The sequence below is a fragment of the Neogemmobacter tilapiae genome (assembly GCF_014652215.1).
In the GTDB taxonomy this organism is placed as follows: domain Bacteria; phylum Pseudomonadota; class Alphaproteobacteria; order Rhodobacterales; family Rhodobacteraceae; genus Neogemmobacter; species Neogemmobacter tilapiae.
Window position 1 is genome coordinate 118,114 of the sequence record NZ_BMYJ01000007.1, and the last position, 20,661, is coordinate 138,774.

Sequence of the window (20,661 nt, forward strand, 5' to 3'; positions counted from 1 at the left end):
GCTTTCAGCGGGTCATTTCCTGCCAGCGCCTTGCGAGGCGGCGCAGGGCGCTCGCATCCTTGGGCGGGGCGTGGGTATCTGTGGGGGCAGGGGTTGCCGTGTCAAGGCACAGCAGCGCGGCACCAATCGAGGTGCCGGTGGCCGAGGCGGCGGTTTCAACCCCGTCCGGGCGGAGGGCTGTAAGCATATCCAGATAGTCGGGGTTACGGGCGAAGGGGCCTTCTACGATCACGGGACCTTGGCCGCCGGTCAGGGTCAGGCAGGTGTCAGTCATCAGGGCAAGGTAGTGGGCAAGGGCCACCATCCGCTGGCCGGGGGTGGCGGGTTTGCCTTCCCAACCGGCGGCACGGTGCTGGAAGGGGCCAGAATTGGGTTCGACGGCTGGCAACAAAAGAGCGGAACCTTTCAGCACAGCCTGACGGTCGGCCGCTGTTGGGGTAATGGTTTCGCCGTTGCGGATGATCTCATACTCCCTTCCGCCCATGAAACGGGCCGAAGGCGTGGGCTGCCCTAAGGCGTTGACGTTGACCAGCACGTCACGCGTTTTGTCCAGCGCAATGCGGTTGCCGCCGACGGACATGACGACAACCCAGGTGCCGGTGGAGACGACGTTGAACGCGCCCGTCCTGCCCAGCAAATGGGGGTAAAGGGACGCATTGCTATCATGGATGCCACAGACGACGGGTGTGCTTTCGCGCAGGCCAGTTTGGGCAGCGATTTCGGGCAGGATATGGCCCAGGACATCGCCCGATTTGCGGGCGGGGGCGAGTTTGTCTTCGATACCAAGTCGGGAAACCAGGCTGGAAAACTGCCCCCCCCACGGGTTCCACAGGTCGGTGTGGCAACCGAGGGAACTGACATCACTGGCCAACGCTCCGGTCAGGCGAAAGCCCCAATACTGTGGATAGGTCAGGATATGGGCGGTGCGAGCCTTTAGGGTCGGGTCGGTGGCGAATAGCCAATGCAACTGCGCGCCAAGGTTCAGCCCCATGGGCAGACGGGCCGATCCGGTTTCGGCGAAATCGGGGCGGATGGCGTCGTAGGCGGCGGCCAAATCATCGGGGGCGGGGTGTTCATAGTCGAGCATGGGGGCGGCGAGGTTGCCCTGAGCATCCAGCAGAACGCAGGACGCGCCGTGGGTGGTGACGGAAATCGCATCAACACCATGGGCCCGGTGAAAACACGCCAGATGGTGCAGGATGAAATCCCAATGACCTTGCAGGTCAAAGGTCGGCCAAGGCGGGCCGGGGATCACCCGGTTGGGGCGGGTTTCGACCGCAATTTCTTGCAGCGTGTCCCCATCGACCAGCGCGAGTTTGGCATTGGTCTTGCCGATGTCGATGACGGCAATGTGGGTCATGGCATGTGAAAGACGTTGACCAGTGGAACGGCGACGGGTTCGTTCTGGGCGTTCGTCTCCATGATATCCGCCATATACGCCCACCAGCGTTGCATCACCGGCGACTGCGGCAGGCTGTCCATGGTGTGATCATCAGTGCGCCACAGCACCCCGAACAGCGTGTTGGTTTCCCGGTCCAGATGGATAGAGTAATCACTGACGCCCGCCGCTTTCAGCAGGTCCACCAGTTCGGGCCAGATTTCATCGTGGCGCTTGATGTATTCTGCCTCCATCCCCGGATTGAGGCGCATTTTGAACGCGTGTTTCTGCATCACTTCCTCCACATCCGCCACAGACGCGGCAGGGCGATCACGCCGATCAGCAACAGGCCAATGATGATCGACATGACGATACCGGGCACGTTCAGCAGGCCTAGGCCAAAGGTGACAAGCCCCATCACAAAGGCCGCGATCACAACGCCGTGGATGGAGCCTGAGCCGCCCAAGATGTTGACGCCGCCCAGAACGACCATCGTCACCACCTCCAACTCATACCCCGTGCCGATAGAAGGCCTTGTGGAGCCGAGGCGAGAGGTCAGGCAGACGGCGGCGATGCCGCTGCAAAGGCCCGTGAGCAGGAACAGGATGAAACGGATGCGGTCGACGCGAATGCCGGAAAAGCGGGCGGCGGTGGCGTTGTTGCCGATGGCATAGGTGGCACGGCCAAAGTTGGTCTTATGGAGTAAAAGGCCAAAGACGACCGCCATGACGGCGAAAAGCACCAGTTCAAAGCTGAAAACCCACCAGACATAGCCTTGGCCAAAATAGCCAAAGCCTTTGGGGTATTCCGTATAGGCCTGATCACCCAAGACGATATAGCTGATGCCGCGAAACAGGCTCATCGTGCCGATGGTCACGACGATGCTGGGCAAGCCAAAGCCCGCCACCAGCAGCCCGTTGAAAGCGCCGCAGAGCAGCCCAGTGCCCAGACCCAAACCCACCAGAACCGGGACATCGGCCCCCGCAAGGGCCGCCGCCCCCATGACGGTCGAGGCCAGCGCGATGATCGAGGCGACGGAAAGGTCTATGTCCCCCGCGATGATCAGCATTGCCATGGCAAAGGCGATCATCGCCTTTTCGGTAAAGTTGAAACTGGCGTCCGACAGGTTCCAAGGATCAAGGAAATAGGGCGAGGCGAAGGAGTTGGCGATGAAAATCGCCACGGCGACCAGCAGAAGCAACGCCTCCCACGACCGCAAAGCGCGGGCAAGGGGAGAGGTCAGGCGGTCGGGGATGACCCTTCCTTGGGTGTGGGCAGTCATGCGCGGACCTCGGGTGTTTTCAGGATCAGGCGGCCTTTGGGGCCAGAGCCACGGGCGTTGAAGGCGATGGCGATCAGGATGGCAGCGCCCGAGATGGCCATTTGCCAGAAGGGCGAAATGCCGACGACGGGCAGGGCATTTTTCATGATGCCCAGAAACAGTGCGCCCATGACGCAGCCCGCCACCGACCCCGCACCGCCTGCGATGGCGATGCCGCCGATGACGCAGGCGGCGACGACATCCAGCTCAAACCCGCTGGCGATATCGACATAGGCGACGGCATAGCGGGCGACCCAAAGATAACCGACAAAGCCCGCCAAAGCGCCGGACAAGACAAAGGCGGCAAACTGGGTGCGGCCCACGGAAATCCCGGTGTAAACCGCCGCATGGGGGTTGCCACCGACAGCATAAAAGGCACGGCCAAGCGGGGTGCGGTTGACCAGCAAGACAAAGGCCACAATCCCCAGAATAGCGATCCAAGCCATGACGGGCAGGCCCAGAAAGACGGCACGGGGAAAGGCTTTGAACCCTTCGCTCATCTGATGGGCGTTGACCCATTTGCCATCGGTCAGAAGAAAGATGATGCCGCGATAGATGGTCATCGTGCCCAAAGTGACGACGATGGAAGGGATGTCGAGTTTCCAGACCAACAGACCATTCACGGCCCCCAAAACGGCCCCAAGCGCCACCACCAGCAGCAGGATCAACGGCAAAGGCACGCCCGCCCCATTCATCAGGGCGGCGATCATGCCACAAAGCGCAAGGTTGGCGGTGACCGACAGGTCAATGCATTTGGTCAGGATGACGACCATCTGGCCCAAGGCCAGCAAGATCAGGGGGGAGGTGTCGGTAAAGACGCTGGCCAGATTGCCGGGGGTGACAAAGGCCGGGAAGCGGCTGGCAATGACGACCAGCAGCAGGGCGATGGCCAAGGCAAGGATCGCCTCGCGTGATTTCAGCAGGGCACTCATGCCGCTTCTCCCTCAATTCCCACAGCCGCGCGCACCAGATTTTCGGGGGTCATTGCGTCGCCCGCGAATTCCGCCGCAATCCGCCCTTCGCGCATGACGATCACGCGGTCGGCCATGCCCAAAACCTCGGGGATTTCGCTGGAGACCATGATCACCGCCAGCCCCTGCGCCGCGAGTTCCGACATAAAGTCATGCACGGCGGCTTTGGAGCCGATGTCGATGCCCTTGGTTGGTTCGTCCAGAATGATGACGCGGGGTTTCGTCGCCAGCCATTTGGCGATGACGACCTTTTGCTGGTTGCCGCCTGACAAAAGCCCCACGTCCTGATCAAGGCTCGCCGCCCGCAAGTCCAACCGCTGGGTATATTCCCGCGCCAGTGCGAATTCCTGGGCCATCCGCAGGAAACCGCCCTTGGATGTGCGCCCCAGTGAGGGCAGGGTGACGTTCTGATAAATCGGCAGGCCCTTGACCGCGCCCTGTTTGCCCCGGTCTTCGGGCACATAGACAATGCCCGCCGCCACGGCTTGCGCGGTGGAGCGGATCACCCGGACCTCATCCCCAATCTTTACCGCGCCATGCGAGGGTTTGGTGATGCCGAACAGCGCTTGCATTACCTCGGACCGGCCCGCGCCGACAAGGCCGTAGAAGCCCAGAATCTCGCCCTGATGCAGGGTAAAGCCGACATCGGCGAATTCGGTGGGGTGGGAATAGCCTGTCACCGTCAAGACAGGCGCCCCAATCTGCGCGGGGCGTTTGGGGTAGATTTGATCGACCGAACGGCCCACCATCATCTGCACCAACTGTCCTTCGTTCACATCCGCCATCGCGCCTTCGCCCACGAATTGCCCGTCGCGGAACACCGTATAGCGGTCGGCGATGCGAAAGATTTCGTCGAACTTGTGGCTGATGAACAGGATCGCCTTGCCCTTGGCTTTCAGCGTCGCCACCAGATCGTAAAGTTCCTGAATTTCTTTGTGGGACAGTGCCGCCGTCGGTTCGTCCATGATCACCACACGGGCATCAATCGACAAGGCCCGCGCAATGGCGACCAGATGCTTTGAGGCAATCCCCAGATCGCGCAGCCGGGCGTGCGGCTCAAGGTCGGCATGGATCGACGCCAGCAACGCTTTCGCCTGCGCCTCCATCGCTTTGCGGTCAATCAACCCGAAACGGCCCTTCGGCGCATGGCCGATGAAGATATTCTCGGCCACAGTCAATTCGTCAAACAGCACCGTTTCCTGATGGATTGCCGTTACGCCAGCATCGCTGGCCGCCTGCGCCGTCGGAAAACGGGTCTCGCGCCCTTCGACGGCAATGGTGCCGCCGTCCGGCTGATAGATCCCCGTCAGGATTTTGACAATTGTGGATTTGCCCGCGCCGTTTTCGCCAATCAAGGCGGTGACCTGTCCGGGGTAAAGATCAAGCTGCACCCCCGCCAGCGCCTTGACGCCGGGGAATGACTTTTGAATGTCGCGCAGCGACAGCACAGGGGTCATGAGGCACATCCTTGGAATCGAAAGGCCCGACGGGGGGAGCATCCCGTCGGGCCAGATCACTTAGAAAATCGACGAGAATTGGTCGATGTTCGAAGCATCATAGGTGAAGGGGTCGGCCATCGCAGCCTCGCCGTTTTCATCCAGCTTTGCCGTGCCCATCCGGCCCATCGGGATTTCCGCGCCCGGCTCGGCCGTCGCTTTCCCGGTGTTCAGATTGTAAGCGATCATCGTCGCGGCATAGCCCAAATCAATCGGGTTCCAGATCGCAAACGACTGCGACGCGCCCGATTTTACATGGCCCGCCATTTCAGACGGCAGACCCAGACCCGTCACGTTGATCTGACCGACTTTACCCGCATCCGTCACGGCCTGCGCCGCAGCCACGATGCCCACGCTGGTCGGCGCAATGATCGCTTTCAGGTTCGGATAGGTCTGCATCAGGCCCTGCGCTTCGCGGTAGGATTTGTCCGCAAGGTCATCGCCATAAACCGTGCCAACCACGGTGATGTTCGGGTAGTTCGGCAGAACCTTGGTCATTTCCTCGATCCAGACGTTCTGGTTGGTCGAGGTTGACGTGGCCGACAGAACCGCCACTTCACCGCCTTCGGGCAGATGATCTGCCGCCAGTTTGATGATCGTGTTGCCGATCAGCGGGCTGGATGAGGGGTTCAGGTGCATCAGACGGCCATCTTTCGCCACGCCCGAATCCCACGAGATGACGGTGATGCCGCGTTCCATCGCCTTTTGCAGCGCCGGAACCAAAGCGTCCGTGTCATTCGCCGAAATCGCAATCGCATCAACCTTTTGCGCGATCAGGCTGTTGATCACCTCGATCTGGCCTTCGGCGGTGGTGTCGGTCGGACCGGTGTAGATGATTTCCACATCGCCCAGCTCTTTCGCGGCTTCTTCTGCGCCTTTGGCGGCAGCGTCAAAGAAGCCGATGCCCAAAGCCTTCACCACAATGGCGATGCGCTTGGTTTCGGCCTGGGCTGCGCCCGCCAAAAGGACCGAAGCCAATGCGGCCGTGGTCAGTGCTTTCTTCAGAATGCTCATGTTCTCTCCTCCCTGAGCGTGTCGTCCGTGCTAGTCTTCCGCCGCACGGGTCTTGCGGTCGCTCGCGGCCACTTCGGCCACGATCAATTTCACATCCGCCGCTTCCAGCATCTTCGCGGCGCGGTCGTCGATCCGGTCATCGGTGATGACCGTATGGATGCGGTTCAGCGGGCAAAGCAGCAGGCTGGACCGCGCCGCAAATTTGGAACTGTCGGCCAGAACGATCAGCTCATCCGCCTGACCGATCAGCTTTTGTTCGGCTTGTATAAGCAGCGGGTCGCCCTCCATCAGGCCCAAGGGGCCAAGGGCGCGGCAGCCCATGAACATCTTGCGGGCGTAAAAATGGCTGGAGCCATCATTGTCAAAGGGCGACAGGATGATGTTCTGTTCGCGGTAGATCGCCCCTGCCGGCACCAGAACCGTGTTCTTCGAATGGTGCAGCAGATGTTCGGCGATGGGAAAGCTGTTGGTAAAGACCTGCAAACGTTTCGTGGTCAGTGGATGAACCATCTGAAAGGTCGTCGTGCCGCCGTTGATGATGATCGGCTCGCCATCTTCGCACAGATCGACCGCAGCCTTGGCAATCGCCCGCTTTTCCGCCGCGAAATGGGTTTCGTTCACCGCAAAGGGGCGGGCGTTGATGCCGACAAAGCTGGGTGGGGCAATCGCCTCGGCCCCACCACGGACGCGGCGGAGTTTTTTCTGGACATGAAGCTGTGCGATGTCGCGGCGGATCGTTGCCTCGGACGCCCCGGTCAGGGCGCAGAAATCGCCGACCGTGACCACGGGCCGTTCCTGCACCGCCGACAGAATGATCCTGTGCCGTTCAGATTCGTGCATCATGTCCTCCCCTGACGCATCGTTTTCATTCGTTTTGATCGTTGTCAATCATTTTCAATCGCAGAAAGTCATGCTGCACCTGCATGGTGAGCGATTATGATTGAAAGTGATTGACAATCTGGCGCGAAATGGCAGAGTTCAGCCCGAAGGCGCGGCCCCTTTGCCGTGCGATGGGAGGGACTATGACCACATCCGCCGCCGGAAATCGGCTTGAAAACCTGTGGGATGACGCGCGCACGGCTGCGATGTCGGAATCGGAAAAGCTGCTCTATCGGTCGAATCTGTTGGGATCCGACAAGCGGGTGACGAACTATGGCGGGGGGAATACCTCGGCCAAGGTCATGGAAAAGGATCCGCTGACGGGCGCGATGGCCGAGGTTCTTTGGGTCAAAGGCTCGGGCGGCGACATCGGTTCGATGAAGATGGACGGGTTTTCGACGCTGTATATGGACAAACTGCGGGCCTTGAAGGGTCTGTATCGCGGGCTGGCGTTTGAGGATGAAATGGTGGGCTATCTGCCCCATTGCACCTTTAACCTGAATCCCCGCGCCGCCAGCATCGACACGCCCTTGCACGCCTATGTGCCGAAAAAGCATGTTGATCACGTTCACTCAGACGCGATCATCGCGATTGCAGCATCAGTCAATTCCAAGGAATTGACGGCGGAAATCTTTGGCAATGAAATCGGCTGGTTGCCGTGGAAAAAGCCGGGCTATGAATTGGGGCTATGGCTGGAAAAGCTGGCGACCGAAAACCCGCAGATGCGCGGGGCGGTGCTGGAAAGCCACGGGCTGTTCACTTGGGCGGATGATGCGAAAGACTGCTATCTGACGACGCTGGAAATCATCAACAAGGCGGCGGCTTGGCTTGAAGCCAAGACAGCAGGCAAGCCTGCTTTTGGTGGGGCCAAGGTTCCGACGCTGCCCGCCGATGAACGCCGGGCGGTGGCGGCGCGGCTGATGCCGGTCATCCGGGGGCTGATCTCGAAAGACCGCCACAAGGTCGGCCATTTCGACGATCAGGCGGCGGTGCTGGAATTTGTCGGATCGAACGCTTTGGCAACGCTGGCCCCGATGGGCACATCCTGCCCCGACCATTTCCTGCGCACCAAGATCAAACCCGTGGTGGTGGATTTCAACCCAGCTAACCCCGATCTGGACGCGACGATTGCGGGCTTGGAAAAAGCCGCTGCTGACTATCGTGCTGACTATGCGGCTTATTACGACCGCTGCAAAAAGCCCGACAGCCCAGCCCTGCGTGATCCGAACTCGGTGATCTGGCTGGTGCCGGGGGTGGGGATGATTTCCTTTGCCCTGGACAAGGCCACGGCGCGGATTTCGGGCGAGTTTTATGTGAACGCCATCAACGTGATGCGCGGCGCTTCGGCGGTTTCGACCTATCAGGGCCTGCCGGAACAAGAGGCTTTCGACATCGAATACTGGCTGCTGGAAGAAGCGAAACTGCAACGGATGCCGAAGCCAAAGGCGCTAGCGGGCCGTGTTGCGATTGTCACCGGCGGGGCAGGGGGCATTGGCTCGGCCACGGCAGAACGGATGCTGAAGGACGGCGCTTGCGTGGTTCTGGCGGATATTGACGGCAAGGCGGCGGCGGATGTGGCGGCGGGCATGGCCAAGGTCTTTGGCGCGGATGTGATCCGGTCGGTCGCCATGAACGTGACGGATGAGGCGCAGGTCATTGCGGCCTATGCCGAGGTGGCGGTGGAATTCGGCGGCGTGGACATTCTGGTGTCGAACGCCGGGATCGCGTCCTCTGCCCCGGTTGAGGAAACCTCGCTCGCGCTTTGGAACAAGAACATGGATATCCTTTCGACGGGATACTTCCTTGTCAGCCGCGAGGCGTTCAAGGTGCTGCGCAAGCAGAATATCGGTGGTTCGGTGATCTTTGTGGCCTCGAAAAACGGTCTGGCCGCGTCGCCCAATGCATCGGCCTATTGCACGGCGAAAGCGGCCGAAATCCATCTGGCGCGCTGTCTGGCGCTGGAAGGGGCCGAGGCGGGGATTCGCGTGAACGTGGTCAACCCCGATGCCGTGCTGCGGGGGTCGAAAATCTGGGCAGGCGAATGGCTGGACCAGCGCGCCAGCACCTACAAGACCGACAAGGAAGGGCTGGAGGAAATGTATCGCCAGCGTTCGATGCTGAAACGGTCGGTCCTGCCCGAAGACATCGCGGAAGGCGTCTATTTCTTTGCGTCGGAACTGTCGGCGAAATCGACGGGGAATATTCTGAACGTCGACGCGGGCAACGTTCAGGCCTTCACGCGCTAGGTGCCCCCCACCCCTCCCCCTCTGTGGGGAGGGGTGGGCACCCGATTCCCAAGGTGGGACAACAGGAATGAGGCGGCCCCCTCCCCCCCCTGTGGGGGAGGGATGGGGAGGGGGGCCAAGCGCCCCAGAATTTAGGGGAAAACCATGATCGACAAGAACCTGATCGAAGCACAGAACGCCGCCCTGGCGGGCGCTGTGCAGGATGACTATGCCGCCCTTGGCGCGAAACTGGCGCGGCGTGGGGTGGACATTGAAACGCTGACCGCCCGCGCTGATGCCTTTGGCGTGGCGGTCCCAAGCTGGGGCACCGGCACCGGCGGCACGCGTTTCGCCCGCTTTCCGGGCGAGGGCGAGCCGCGCAATATTTTCGACAAGCTGGACGATTGCGGCGTGATCCATGCGCTGACCGGGGCCACCCCCACCGTTTCGTTGCATATTCCGTGGGACAAAGCCCCGGCGGCAGACCTGAAGGCCAAGGCGCAGTCCTTGGGGCTGGGCTTCGATGCGATGAATTCCAACACCTTTCAGGACCAGCCGGATCAGGCGCACAGCTACAAATTCGGCTCGCTGTCCCACACCGACAAGGCGACCCGCCAGCAGGCCATCGACCACAATCTGGAATGCATCGAAATCGGTGAAAGCATCGGGTCGAAAGCCCTGACCGTCTGGATCGGCGACGGGTCGAACTTCCCCGGCCAAACCAGCTTTACCGCGCAATTCGACCGCTATCTCGATTCGCTGAAAGCCATCTATGGCGGGTTGCCCGCCGATTGGCGCGTGTTCAGCGAACATAAGATGTATGAACCGGCGTTCTATTCGACCGTCGTGCAGGACTGGGGCACCAACCTGATGATCGCCCAGGAATTGGGGCCGAAAGCCCAATGTCTTGTCGATCTGGGCCACCATGCGCCGAATGTGAACATCGAGATGATCGTGGCGCGTCTGGTGCGGGCTGGAAAGCTGGGCGGCTTCCACTTCAACGACAGCAAATATGGCGATGATGACCTTGATTCCGGCACCATCGACCCCTTCCGCTTGTTCCTTGTCTTCAACGAACTGGTGGAACTGGAAAACACCCCCGGCCTCGACCTGGCGCATATGATCGACCAAAGCCACAACGTCACCGACCCTATCGAAAGCCTGATGATCTCGGCGATGCAGATCGAACGCGCCTATATTCAGGCGGCCTTGGTGGACCGCGCGGCCTTGGAAGGCTACCGCGCCAGCAATGATGCGCTAATGGCCTCGGCCACCCTGCGGGCCGGGTTCCAGACGGATGTGGAGCCGATTTTGGCGATGGCCCGCCTGCGCAAAGGCGCGGCGGTCGATCCGGTCGCCACCTACCGCGCCAGCGGCTACCGCGCCAAGGTGGCTGCGGTGCGGCCACGGGTCACTGGCGGTGGTGGCGGGATCGTCTAAGATCAAGGCGCGGGGGAAACCCCGCGCCTTTTCGTTTCAGCCCAAAGCGACCGGCGCGCCGCTTTTCAGCGATTGGGTCGCGGCCTCAGCCATCGCCAAGGCGGCCACCCCATCGTCCAAGGTGACGGGCAGGGGTTTCCCCTCGGCCAAAGCTGCCACAAAGCCTGCCCATTCCAGCGCATAGGCGGGCATATAGCGTTCCAGAAAGAAGTAGGTCGGTTTCGCCCCGGTGACGCCTGCGGTCGTCGATTTCACAACCGTATTCTCCAGCATGTTCTGCGCCTGAAGCAGACCTTCTGACCCCAGCAGTTCCACCCGCTGATCATAGCCATAGACCGCACGGCGGGAATTCTTGATCACCGCCAGACGCCCATCGGCATAGGTCAGCGTCACCACTGCCGTATCGACGTCCCCCGCCGTGCCGATGGCCGGATCAACGATCGAGGAGCCGACGGCGGAAACCAGAACCGGTGCGCTGCCCATCAGGAAATTCGCCATGTCAAAGTCATGGATCATCATGTCACGGAACAACCCGCCCGAGACTTTGATGTAAGACACTGGCGGCGGGGCCGGGTCGAAAGAGGTGATCGAAAGCAGTTCCGGCTTGCCAATCTCACCCGCATCCAGCGCGGTTTTCAGTGCGGCAAAATTGGGGTCAAAGCGACGGTTAAAGCCGATCATCACGGGCTTGCCCGCCATCGCCTTTTGGCAGGCCTGCGCGCGGGACAGCGACAGATCGACCGGCTTTTCGCAAAGCACCGCCTTGCCCGCCGCCACGGCCCGTTCGATCAGATCGGAATGGGTGTCGGTCGATGTGGCAATCAGCACCGCGCGAATGGCGGGATCCTGCAGAATGGCGTCTGTTTCTCGCGCCTCGGCCCCATATTGGGCCGCCAGCTTGGCCGCCGCATCGGCATTGATGTCCGACACCGCGACAAGGCGCGAGCCGGGGTTCGTGGAAATGGCGCTGGCATGGACGCCCGCAATGCGGCCCGCGCCCAGAAGTCCGACGTTCAGCATGGTGTTTTCCTGTGGTTAAAGGCCCAGATCGGCCTTGAAAGCGTTGAATTCGGCATCGTCCATCGCGACATTGTGCTGGGGCTGCGGATAGGCTCCACTGTTCACATCGGCGATGAATTCGCGAAAGGCGCTGATCCTTTCGCCCTGAAGCCGCGCATATTCGGCAGCAAAGTTGCGATAGGTTTTCGCATGGCGGGGTTTGTGGCCATCCGTGCAGCCCAGCACATCCTCGGCGAAAAGATATTGCGCATCCGCCCCTGGCCCTGCCCCCATGCCCAGCATGATCATTGGCGTGTTGCGGCTGATCATCTCGCCCAGACGGTCCGGCACCACTTCCAACTCAGCCCCAAAGCAGCCGATGGCTTCCAGCCGTTTCACGTGATCCCACACGGCCCGCGCCTCGGTTGCGGTTTTTCCCACCGCCCGCCAGCCGGTAAAGGTGATATAGGAAGGGATCAGTCCGACATGAGCCACCACCGGCATATGGTTGTCACAAAGCGCCTTCTGGATGTCGAGCGCGGCGGCACAGTAAAAGCAATCGCCCCCCATCGCCGTGAATTTGAACGCCGCGCGCAGGTAATCCTCGGCTGTCGCAAGCCCGCCATAGGGGCCAAAGGGCAGGCCGACCTGCACGAAACAATTGCCCGCCGCCGCCCGCATTTCCGGTGAAAAGAAGCGGCTTTCGATGGACAACATATGAATGCCCGCAGCATCGGCGGCCGCCGCTTCCTCTGGCGCGGTCACGTAAAGCATCGAGATTTTCTGGCCCCGCGCCTTCATCGCGCGCATGTCGTGGACGGTGGGGCGGTTGGATTTATGGACCATGACTATACCGTGAATGCGTCGCGGAAGGCGGCAAGGGCGGCCTCTGGGTCGCTCGAGGCAAAGGATTCAAGACCCACAGGCCCTGTGTAGCCCATGGTTTTCAGCGCCCGCGCGATGGCGTGAAAGTTGATCTCGCCGCTGCCCGGCTCACAGCGGCCGGGGTTGTCTGCCACCTGCACCTCGCCGATCCAGGGCAGGCATTTTTCGCACCAGCGGATCAAGTCGCCTTCGCCAATCTGCGTGTGGTAAAGATCCAGATTGATGCGCAGCTGGGGCCGGTTGACCGAAGACACCAGCGCCAGCACATCGGCGGTCGATCCAAAGGGGCAGCCGGGGTGATCCAAGGGGTTCAGGTTTTCCAGCGTAAAGACAACATTTTCCGCTTCGGCCAGATCGCAAAGGCGTTGCAGCGTGTCTCGGGCTTTCAACCACATGCTGCCGCTGACGATCTGGGTTTGTGCGATGGGAATGCCGCCCTCGCCCAAACCCGTGCCGTGCAGGTTCAGGCGCTGCACGCCCAGACGTTTGCCCACCTGCAAGGTTTCGCTGGCCGAGGCGAGCAACACATCCGCCCCTTCATCATCGGCCAGACGGCCCTGCAAATAGCCGTTCATGATGGTGAATGTGGCCCCCGTTCTTTGCAGGGCGGCAATGTCATGGTCGGGCCAGTTCCACAGGCCGACGCCAAAGCCCATGTCTTTCAGGCGCGCCGCACGCCAGTCGATGGGGCGGTCGCGCCAGATCATTTCGGCACAGGCGGCTAGGGGAAAGGTCATGTCAGATCTCGATATAGACTTGGCCGTCCTGAACCCGGACGGGGAAGGTTTTCAGGTTGACGCAGGCGGGGGCGCGGGTCGCCTCGCCGCTGCGATAGTCAAAGGTGGCCGAATGTTTCGGGCATTCGATCTGCCCCTCCATCACCAGCCCATCGCAAAGATGGACATGTTCATGCGAACAGATGCCGTCGAGGGCGTGAAAGGTATCGTCCTCCGACCGGATGATGACAAAGGTCTGACTGCCGTGATCAAAGCGGATCAGATCATCGGGTTCGATATCGGCGGTGGCGCAGGCGAGGGTCCAGTTGGGCATGTTCTTTCCATCAATTGTTGCCCTGCCCGCATGGAGGGGCGGGCAGGGCGTGGTCGGGGCCGAAAGCCGGCCTGCCGACAGGGAGAGCGGGGCGCACGGTCAGGCCTGCGCCATTTGGCTTTCAATCTCGGCCTCCAGGCTCGCCATGCTGGCGCCCCCGGCCATCAGATCGGTGATCTCCTCACGGGTCTTCTCGCCCTTCTTGAAATCAGCGGCGACGGCACCCCGGATCAGAACGGCAAAATGATCGCCCACCGCCATCGCATGCATGACCTGATGGGTGATGAAGACAACGGCCAAGCCCCGCCGCTTCGCCTCATTCACGATGCGCAGAACATGGGTGGCCTGCTTCACGCCAAGCGCGGCGGTGGGCTCATCCAGGATCAGCACCCGCGCGCCAAAATGGACGGCCCGTGCAATGGCCAGGGATTGGCGTTCCCCGCCCGACAAGCCACCAACCAAACGGTCACCATCGTCAATGCGGGTGATGCCGAATTCCTGCACCGCCTTGACCGCGATCGCATTGGCGCGGCGACGGTCATAGACCTTGAACGGCCCCCAGCCCTTGGTCGGCTCGACACCCACGAAAAAGCTGCGCCCGATGGACATCAGGGGGAACGTCCCACCAAATTGATGAACCGTCGCAATCCCCTGTTCCGACGCGGCACGGGGGCTGGGCAGGGGGCAGGCGACCCCGTCAATCTCGATCACCCCGGACGAAGGCTGATGCACCCCCGACATGATCTTGATCAGCGTGGATTTCCCGGCCCCGTTGTCGCCCAAAAGGCAAAGAACCTCACCCGCCTTCACCTCCAGCGTGATGTCGTGCAACACATCGATGGGGCCAAAGGATTTGTTGACAGCGCGCAGTGCAAGGATGGGGTTGGACATCACTTGCCCCCTTTCTTGGGCGCATAGGACAGCGCCATTTTGCGGAAGGTGTTGTTCATCAGAACCGCGCCCAGAAGCAGCACACCGATGATCAGCGACGACCAGTTCCGGTCAAAGTCGGTGTAGTAGATGCCTTGGGTGACGACGGCGAAGGTGATGGTGCCGAAAAAGATGCCGACAACCGAACCAAAGCCACCCGTCAGCAGCACCCCGCCCACAACAACCGCGATGATGGAATTGAAGATAAACGATTGCCCGCCCGCAACCTGGGCCGAATTGTAAAGGATCGCTTGGCACATGCCGACAAAGGCGGCGGATGTGGCGGACAGAACGAACAGCATCATTGTCAGCCGTTCGGTCGGGATACCCGCATTGCGGGCGGAAATCTTGTCGCCGCCCATGGCAAAGATCCAGTTCCCAAAGGGGCTGAAGTGGACGAAAAAGATGTAAAGCGCCGTCAGGCCCAGCCACCACAGGACCATCACCTGCAATTGCCCGCCCATCACGAAATCACCAAAGATCGCCTTGGCAGGGCCCTCGGTGGCCAAGGCCACGCTGGTTGATTTGGTGATCAGAACCGTCAGGCCCAGAACGATGCCCTGCACGGCAAAAAGGCTGCCCAAGGTCACGATCAGCGACGGCACCGCCGTTCGGATCACCAGAAAGCCATTGATCAGGCCGACGAGCACGCCAAAGCCAAGCGCGGCGAAGACCCCGATCCAGATCGGCATCCCGTAATGGCCCGAGATGACGGCGGTGGTCATCGCCCCAAAAGGCACCATCGCGCCGACGGAAATATCCAACTCGCCGCTGATCATCAGCAGGCCCAGCGGTATGGCGATGACGCCAAGATTGGCCGCCACATTCAGCCAGCTGGCCATGCCCGCGGGTTTCAGAAAGGTCATGCCACCAAAGATGGCAAAGAAGATCAGGACAGCGACAAGGCCAAGCGCGGCCCCCGCTTCGGGGCGGCGCAACAGGCCGCCGATAGAGATGGTGCTGGACAAGGCTGGCCCCCCGGCAGGATGTGGAAATAGGCAAGGGCGGCCCGGCGCAAACCGGGCCGCGTTCAGGTCAGCGTGCGCCGAGTGCGACACCCGCCAGCGTGGCGTCGATGTTTGACGCATCGACAATGCCGGGGCCGGTCAGCACCGGAAAGACCGGCAGATCGGTGCCAAAGTCGATATGGGCGGCCAAAAGGCTGACGGCGAGATAGGATTGCAGATAGGGCTGCTGGTCGATGGCAAAGCCCTGCGTCCCGGCCTTAATCCGTTCCAGCCCCGCCCCGTTCATGTCGAACGAACCCAGCATCGCGGCCCCGGCCTTGCCCGCCTGTTCCACCGCAATGGCCGCACTGTCCGCATCGCCTGCGCTGATCGTGATCACACCGTCGATTCTGTCGTCCTTCAACAACTCCGCCTTGATCGCCTCGGCCACCGCCGTCGCATCGCCAAAGCTGGTGGTCGGCAGTGGCAGTTGCACCCCAGTTCCACCCTTGCCGGTGATGCCGTCGATCACGCCCTTGCAGCGCGCCTCGGTATTGGCCGCTCCGGGCAGGGTGTTGATGCACAAGACATTCTTTTTGCCCGCCGTCCCAAAATACTCGCCCCCCGCCACACCGGCCACATATTCATCGGACCCGACATAGTTGATGGCCCCCAGTTCGGTGGCTTTGTCGGCCCCGCCCGCGTTCATCAGGATCACCTTGATGCCCGCCGCCACAGCATCCTTGATCGCCGGATCCTCGGCCTCGGGCACCCAGTTCGGGATCACGATGCCATCCACCTCCATGCTGATCGCGGTGCGGATCAGCTGCACGACATCGGGGGCAAAGTTGTCATAGTTCACCAGCCGCAGATAGGTGACTTTGCCGCCGTTCGCCTCCACCGCGGGCGTCGCATCGTCGATGCCTTTCTTGATGATGTTCCAGAAAGCGTCGTCGTTCGATCCGCCGATCACGGCGATTTCCGCCGACAGGGCCGCGCTGGCCGTCAGGGCCATCAGCGCGGTGCCTGCCAAAAGTGTTTTCAGGTTCGTCATGGTCGTCTCTCCTCCCTTGGTCCGTCTTTTCTGACGGGTTTCTGTTGCCTTGGTGGAAGGGGGGGCTGCCTCCTCGCAGCGCCGCCCAAAGGGGTCAGCCCTGTGCTTTCGCGTTCAGGCGGGCCTTCTTTTTCTGGAAACGGGCCTGCATCCGGGCATCGCCCTCTTTGCTGCCGTCGTGCCAATAGCCGAACCACTTATCCAAAGGGATCAGCCCATCGCCGCCATAGTTCACCTCAAAATACTTGTGGTGCAGGTAGTGGGCATAGGCATGGGTGTTCAGCGGCAGGTCATCGGTCAGTTCCAGCTTGTCGAAACCGATATGGCCATTGACCGCACCGAACCCCGCCAGATGCAGTTGGAACATGGCGATCATCGGGTTTGACGGAAGGATCAGGTGCCAAAAGGCGACGGCGTGATAAAGGAAACCTTCCACCGGATGCATCGACAGCGACGACCAGGGTGAGGGGTTCACCGAATTGTGGTGGACGGAATGCACCCATTTATAAAGCGGCCCCCAATGGATCAGCCGGTGGATGCAGAAGAAATGCACCTCATGGATCATCGGCGCGATCAGAACCAGCAGCGCCAGATACCAAGGGTTTTCGGTCCAGGTCAGCCAAGGCACCCAACCATTGGCAAAGACCCACAGGAAAAGCACCTCGACCAGCGTCCAAAGCGGGATCGAAAAGAAGAAGGACCGCAAGAAATTGTCGATGTTCTGCGATTTGAACCAGAAGACATCCGAGGGCTGATCGCCGGGGAATTTGGCGTTGTATTTGAACCGCGTGCCCTGCTTGCGGTGGACATACCAGAACAGCTCGACCGAACCGTAAAAGGCAAAGATCGCGGCGGCGTTGACAGCATACAGGTAGAAGGCCCAGCCGAAGGACAGGGTTTTCAGGGTTTCAATGTCGGGGACGATGTAGAACCACCAGATCAGCGCGGTCGCCATATGAAAGGCGTTCCAAGGCCAGACATAGCCGGGCAGCCAAGCCAGGATTTTCAGGAATTTCGGCGGCCAAGCCCAAAAAGGCGCGCCTTCCACGGGATCGTTCGGGGCCCAGTCGCCCCTTTTGTTCCGCATGCCGTATTCCAGATCATCCATCGCCTTTTCTCCTTCCCCAGACAAGCGTGGGCCATCGGGAAAGCCATGCTTTCCCGCCGCCCTTCTGGGCACGTCCTGCTGTTCGGGGTCTGCGCCTTGGCCTTTGGGGCCATGATGGAATGCAGATAGGGGAATGAAATGCTTTCGATCAAGATGGAATAAATATTCCGAAATCAGATCGTCTCATCTATATCATCTGATAGGATCGCTTGATACAAAATGAGAGGATTTCATGTCGCGCCCCACGATAAAAGATCTGTCGCTGGCCTCGGGCGTGTCGGTGGCCACTGTGAATCGGGTTCTGGCGGGCCAGCCGGGGGTGCGTCAGCAAACCCGGGCGCTGGTGCAGGAGGCGGCGGAGCGGATTGGATTCTACGGGCTGGGGGCGATTCAGGCGCGGGTGGCGGCGAGCAGGCCCAAGTTCCGCCTGGGAGTTCTGCTTTTGCAGCCGCATCGACCGTTTTATCAGAACGTGGCGGCGGCGTTGCGGGAGGCGGCTGGGGGTATTGCGGAGGCGGAAATTGATCTGCGGATCGAGTTTCTGGAGGATCTTTCGCCGCAAAACACGGCCGAGCGGGCGCTGGAACTGGCCAAGACCTGTCAGGCGATCAGCATCACCAGCGCGGTCCATCCGATTGTGATGCAGGCGGTGGGGCAGATCGAGGCGCAGGGGGTGCATGTTTTCGCGTTGATCTCGCAGCTTTCGGCGACGGGGCAGGTTCACTACATCGGGGTGGACAATTGGAAGGTGGGGCGGACTGCGGGCTGGACGATGGCGCAGGTTTGCAAGGCTCCGGGCAAGCTGGGCATTCTGATGGGCAATCCGCGCTATCGGAACCAGGAGATGAACGAGACCGGGTTCCGATCCTATTTCCGCGAGTTCGCGCGGGATTTTACCCTGCTGGAACCTATGTCGACCTTTGAATCCGCCGCCGTCGCGCAAGAAATGACCGAGCGGATGCTGGCGGACCATCCTGATCTGGCGGGCCTTTATGTGGCCGGGGGCGGGATCAGCGGGGCCTTGGCGGCGCTGCGGGCGGCGGGGCAGGCGGGGCGGGTCGTTCTGGTCGGCTATGAGCTAATGGAGATCACCCGGGCGGCGCTGCTGGACGGGACGATGACGCTGGCGATTGCCCATCCTTTGGAGAGACTGGCCCAGCAGGCCCTGGCCGGGATGGTGGCGGCTTGCAAGGCGGCGCGGCCGGGGGGGAACTGGACGAGCGTGGTGCCGTTTGAAATCTATACCCGCGAGAATATTTGAAAGGCATCGCGGGGATTTCACGCGTGAAATTTTATTCAAGTTATTGATTTAATTATAGTATGTGAATTTCATTCAGCCTTTGTTAAGCATCGTGGGCGGTTTGAACGCCCATGATGGCCAAGCGCCCGTCCCCCCAAAACACCTAAATCGCACCCTGTCCCCCGCAGCGCATGATCTGTCGCAAATGGATCATCGCGACATTGGACGATGTGGTGATCTGGCCCGGCAAGGTGCTGCCGCAAGGCAGAGAATTGGGAAGCCGGTGGGATACCGGCGCTGCCCCCGCAACGGTGATGGAAGACTGGCGCAAGGCCACTGGGACGAGGAACCCGGGAAGGTGCGGCAGAGGGGCAAAGGCCCACTTCCCCAGCCCGGAAACCAGCCTTGCAACGTCACCTGCGGGGGTTCCCCCCGTGCCCCAGTCACCAGACCCGCGCGGGGAGGCACGGGTTAGCGAGGTTAGAATGCTGAGCCAGCACGACATGCTGGCGCGTCTTGATGCGCGCCGCCCGGACTATTCGCTTGACCGCGATCTTTACTGTGATGAGGGCGTCTTTGCGCTGGATTTGCAGAACATCTTTTACCGGGAATGGCTGTTCGCCCTTCCGGCCTGCGAATTGCCGAAAGCGGGTGCCTTTGTGACCTTGCAGGTCGGGGCCTATCCTTTGGTCGTCACACGCGGCAACGATGGGATGATCCGCGCCTTTCACAATGTCTGCCGTCACCGGGGCCAGCGCCTTTGCGCCAAGGAAACCGGCACAACCCCGCGTCTGGTCTGCCCCTATCACCAGTGGACCTATGATCTGGATGGCAAGCTGATCTATGCCCGTGACATGCAGGACAGTTTTGACCCGGCGCAGCATGGGCTGAAAAAGGTGCATTGTGTCGATCTGGGTGGGATGGTCTTCCTTTGTCTGGCGGAAGTGCCGCCCCCCATCGCCGATCTGGCCAAGAACCTGATGCCCTATCTGGCCCCTTCGGGACTCAAAGATGCCAAGGTGGCGCATTCCTCGACCATCGTGGAAAAGGGCAATTGGAAACTGGTGATCGAGAACAACCGCGAATGCTATCACTGTGGCGGTTCGCACCCGTCGCTGTGTCGCACCTATTCGGACAATCCGCGCATGACCGCGATGGAGGGGCCGGACAGCGCCAGCCCCGATATTCTGGCGCATTGGCAGCGGTGTGAGGCGGCAGGCCTGCCATCGCGTTTTGTGAACCATCCGCGGATGCAATGGCGGTTGGCGCGGATTCCGCTGCTGGATCAGGCGGAAAGCTATACGATGAATGGCAAGGCAGCGGTGGCCAAGCGGATGGGGGCGATGCCCTTTAACGATGCGGGCAGCCTGTTGTTTTTCCACTATCCGAACACCTGGAACCATTTTCTGGGCGATCATGCCATCGTGTTCCGGGTACTGCCGATCAGCGCCACGGAAACGCAGGTGACGACGCATTGGCTGGTGCATAAGGACGCGGTGGAAGGGGTGGATTACGATCTGGAAAACCTGACCCATGTCTGGATGAACACCAATGACGAAGACCGGCAGGTGGTGGAAGAAAACCAGAAGGGCATTCTGTCGCCCGCCTATGAGCCGGGGCCCTATTCGACGATCCAAGAGGAAGGCGTGATCCAGTTCGTGGATTGGTATTGCAGCACGATGCAGGAACGGCTGGCGCCGCAGCGCGCGATGGCGGCGGAGTAG

General features: G+C 60.9%; 19 protein-coding genes and 1 riboswitch. Of the genes, 4 read left to right on the forward strand and 15 right to left on the reverse strand.

Features of this window, described 5'->3' with window-relative positions; genetic code table 11:
- Nucleotides 1–4 precede the first annotated feature (4 nt).
- From IE095_RS12380 to IE095_RS12410, 7 genes are read right to left on the reverse strand one after another with little or no spacing between them, the layout of a single operon-like run.
- Nucleotides 5–1,360, reverse strand: a complete 1,356-nt coding sequence (locus IE095_RS12380; protein ID WP_189411982.1) for an FGGY-family carbohydrate kinase — start codon at nucleotides 1,358–1,360, stop codon at nucleotides 5–7.
- A complete protein-coding gene (gene rhaM / locus IE095_RS12385) occupies nucleotides 1,357–1,671 on the reverse strand; it encodes an L-rhamnose mutarotase (RefSeq protein ID WP_189411983.1) in 315 nt (104 codons plus the stop codon). Before rhaM ends, IE095_RS12380 begins: the two co-directional genes overlap by 4 nt.
- Nucleotides 1,671–2,660 carry an ABC transporter permease gene (locus IE095_RS12390; RefSeq protein ID WP_189411984.1) on the reverse strand — a complete coding sequence of 330 codons (990 nt, stop codon included), beginning with the start codon at nucleotides 2,658–2,660 and terminating at the stop codon, nucleotides 1,671–1,673. The genes rhaM and IE095_RS12390 overlap by 1 nt, the downstream gene beginning before the upstream one ends.
- Nucleotides 2,657–3,631 carry an ABC transporter permease gene (locus IE095_RS12395; protein ID WP_189411985.1) on the reverse strand — a complete coding sequence of 325 codons (975 nt, stop codon included), beginning with the start codon at nucleotides 3,629–3,631 and terminating at the stop codon, nucleotides 2,657–2,659. The genes IE095_RS12390 and IE095_RS12395 overlap by 4 nt, the downstream gene beginning before the upstream one ends.
- Nucleotides 3,628–5,127, reverse strand: coding sequence for a sugar ABC transporter ATP-binding protein (locus IE095_RS12400; RefSeq protein WP_189411986.1), 1,500 nt, complete (start codon nucleotides 5,125–5,127; stop codon nucleotides 3,628–3,630). Before IE095_RS12400 ends, IE095_RS12395 begins: the two co-directional genes overlap by 4 nt.
- Before the next feature lie 60 nt (nucleotides 5,128–5,187).
- Nucleotides 5,188–6,180, reverse strand: coding sequence for a rhamnose ABC transporter substrate-binding protein (gene rhaS / locus IE095_RS12405; protein WP_189411987.1), 993 nt, complete (start codon nucleotides 6,178–6,180; stop codon nucleotides 5,188–5,190).
- Nucleotides 6,181–6,210: 30 nt separating this feature from the next.
- Nucleotides 6,211–7,020, reverse strand: coding sequence for a DeoR/GlpR family DNA-binding transcription regulator (locus IE095_RS12410; RefSeq protein ID WP_189412072.1), 810 nt, complete (start codon nucleotides 7,018–7,020; stop codon nucleotides 6,211–6,213).
- A gap of 182 nt (nucleotides 7,021–7,202) precedes the next feature.
- Between IE095_RS12410 and IE095_RS12415 the strand changes: the two genes are divergently transcribed.
- Both IE095_RS12415 and rhaI read left to right on the forward strand, forming a co-directional pair.
- Nucleotides 7,203–9,305: a bifunctional rhamnulose-1-phosphate aldolase/short-chain dehydrogenase gene (locus tag IE095_RS12415; protein ID WP_189411988.1), complete on the forward strand. Its 2,103-nt coding sequence runs from the start codon at nucleotides 7,203–7,205 to the stop codon at nucleotides 9,303–9,305.
- 144 nt (nucleotides 9,306–9,449) lie between these two features.
- Nucleotides 9,450–10,724, forward strand: coding sequence for an L-rhamnose catabolism isomerase (gene rhaI, locus IE095_RS12420; protein ID WP_189411989.1), 1,275 nt, complete (start codon nucleotides 9,450–9,452; stop codon nucleotides 10,722–10,724).
- Nucleotides 10,725–10,760: 36 nt separating this feature from the next.
- Here the strand turns inward: rhaI and iolG are convergent, their stop codons facing one another.
- From iolG to IE095_RS12460, 8 genes are all read right to left on the reverse strand, one after another.
- Nucleotides 10,761–11,744 (reverse strand): inositol 2-dehydrogenase, encoded by a 984-nt coding sequence (gene iolG / locus IE095_RS12425; RefSeq protein WP_189411990.1) that lies wholly within the window; start codon nucleotides 11,742–11,744, stop codon nucleotides 10,761–10,763.
- Between the two features lie 15 nt (nucleotides 11,745–11,759).
- Nucleotides 11,760–12,569, reverse strand: coding sequence for a 3-methyl-2-oxobutanoate hydroxymethyltransferase (locus tag IE095_RS12430; RefSeq protein ID WP_189411991.1), 810 nt, complete (start codon nucleotides 12,567–12,569; stop codon nucleotides 11,760–11,762).
- Nucleotides 12,570–12,571: 2 nt separating this feature from the next.
- On the reverse strand, nucleotides 12,572–13,345 hold the full coding sequence (locus tag IE095_RS12435) for a TIM barrel protein (RefSeq protein WP_189411992.1): 774 nt from the start codon (nucleotides 13,343–13,345) through the stop codon (nucleotides 12,572–12,574).
- A 1-nt stretch (nucleotide 13,346) separates the two neighbouring features.
- Nucleotides 13,347–13,658 carry a MocE family 2Fe-2S type ferredoxin gene (locus tag IE095_RS12440; RefSeq protein WP_189411993.1) on the reverse strand — a complete coding sequence of 104 codons (312 nt, stop codon included), beginning with the start codon at nucleotides 13,656–13,658 and terminating at the stop codon, nucleotides 13,347–13,349.
- Between the two features lie 99 nt (nucleotides 13,659–13,757).
- Entirely contained in the window at nucleotides 13,758–14,549 is a 792-nt protein-coding gene (locus IE095_RS12445) for an ATP-binding cassette domain-containing protein (RefSeq protein ID WP_189411994.1), read from the reverse strand.
- Nucleotides 14,549–15,556 (reverse strand): ABC transporter permease, encoded by a 1,008-nt coding sequence (locus IE095_RS12450; RefSeq protein WP_229804760.1) that lies wholly within the window; start codon nucleotides 15,554–15,556, stop codon nucleotides 14,549–14,551. Before IE095_RS12450 ends, IE095_RS12445 begins: the two co-directional genes overlap by 1 nt.
- A gap of 67 nt (nucleotides 15,557–15,623) precedes the next feature.
- Nucleotides 15,624–16,589, reverse strand: coding sequence for a substrate-binding domain-containing protein (locus IE095_RS12455; protein WP_189411996.1), 966 nt, complete (start codon nucleotides 16,587–16,589; stop codon nucleotides 15,624–15,626).
- A 94-nt stretch (nucleotides 16,590–16,683) separates the two neighbouring features.
- Nucleotides 16,684–17,697 (reverse strand): sterol desaturase family protein, encoded by a 1,014-nt coding sequence (locus tag IE095_RS12460; protein WP_189411997.1) that lies wholly within the window; start codon nucleotides 17,695–17,697, stop codon nucleotides 16,684–16,686.
- 232 nt (nucleotides 17,698–17,929) lie between these two features.
- Between IE095_RS12460 and IE095_RS12465 the strand changes: the two genes are divergently transcribed.
- Together IE095_RS12465 and IE095_RS12470 are read left to right on the forward strand one after the other, a co-directional pair.
- Nucleotides 17,930–18,958 carry a LacI family DNA-binding transcriptional regulator gene (locus tag IE095_RS12465; protein WP_189411998.1) on the forward strand — a complete coding sequence of 343 codons (1,029 nt, stop codon included), beginning with the start codon at nucleotides 17,930–17,932 and terminating at the stop codon, nucleotides 18,956–18,958.
- 211 nt (nucleotides 18,959–19,169) lie between these two features.
- Nucleotides 19,170–19,359, forward strand: a riboswitch (cobalamin riboswitch).
- Nucleotides 19,360–19,422: 63 nt separating this feature from the next.
- Complete coding sequence (locus IE095_RS12470; protein ID WP_189411999.1) at nucleotides 19,423–20,661, forward strand: aromatic ring-hydroxylating oxygenase subunit alpha; 1,239 nt, start codon at nucleotides 19,423–19,425, stop codon at nucleotides 20,659–20,661.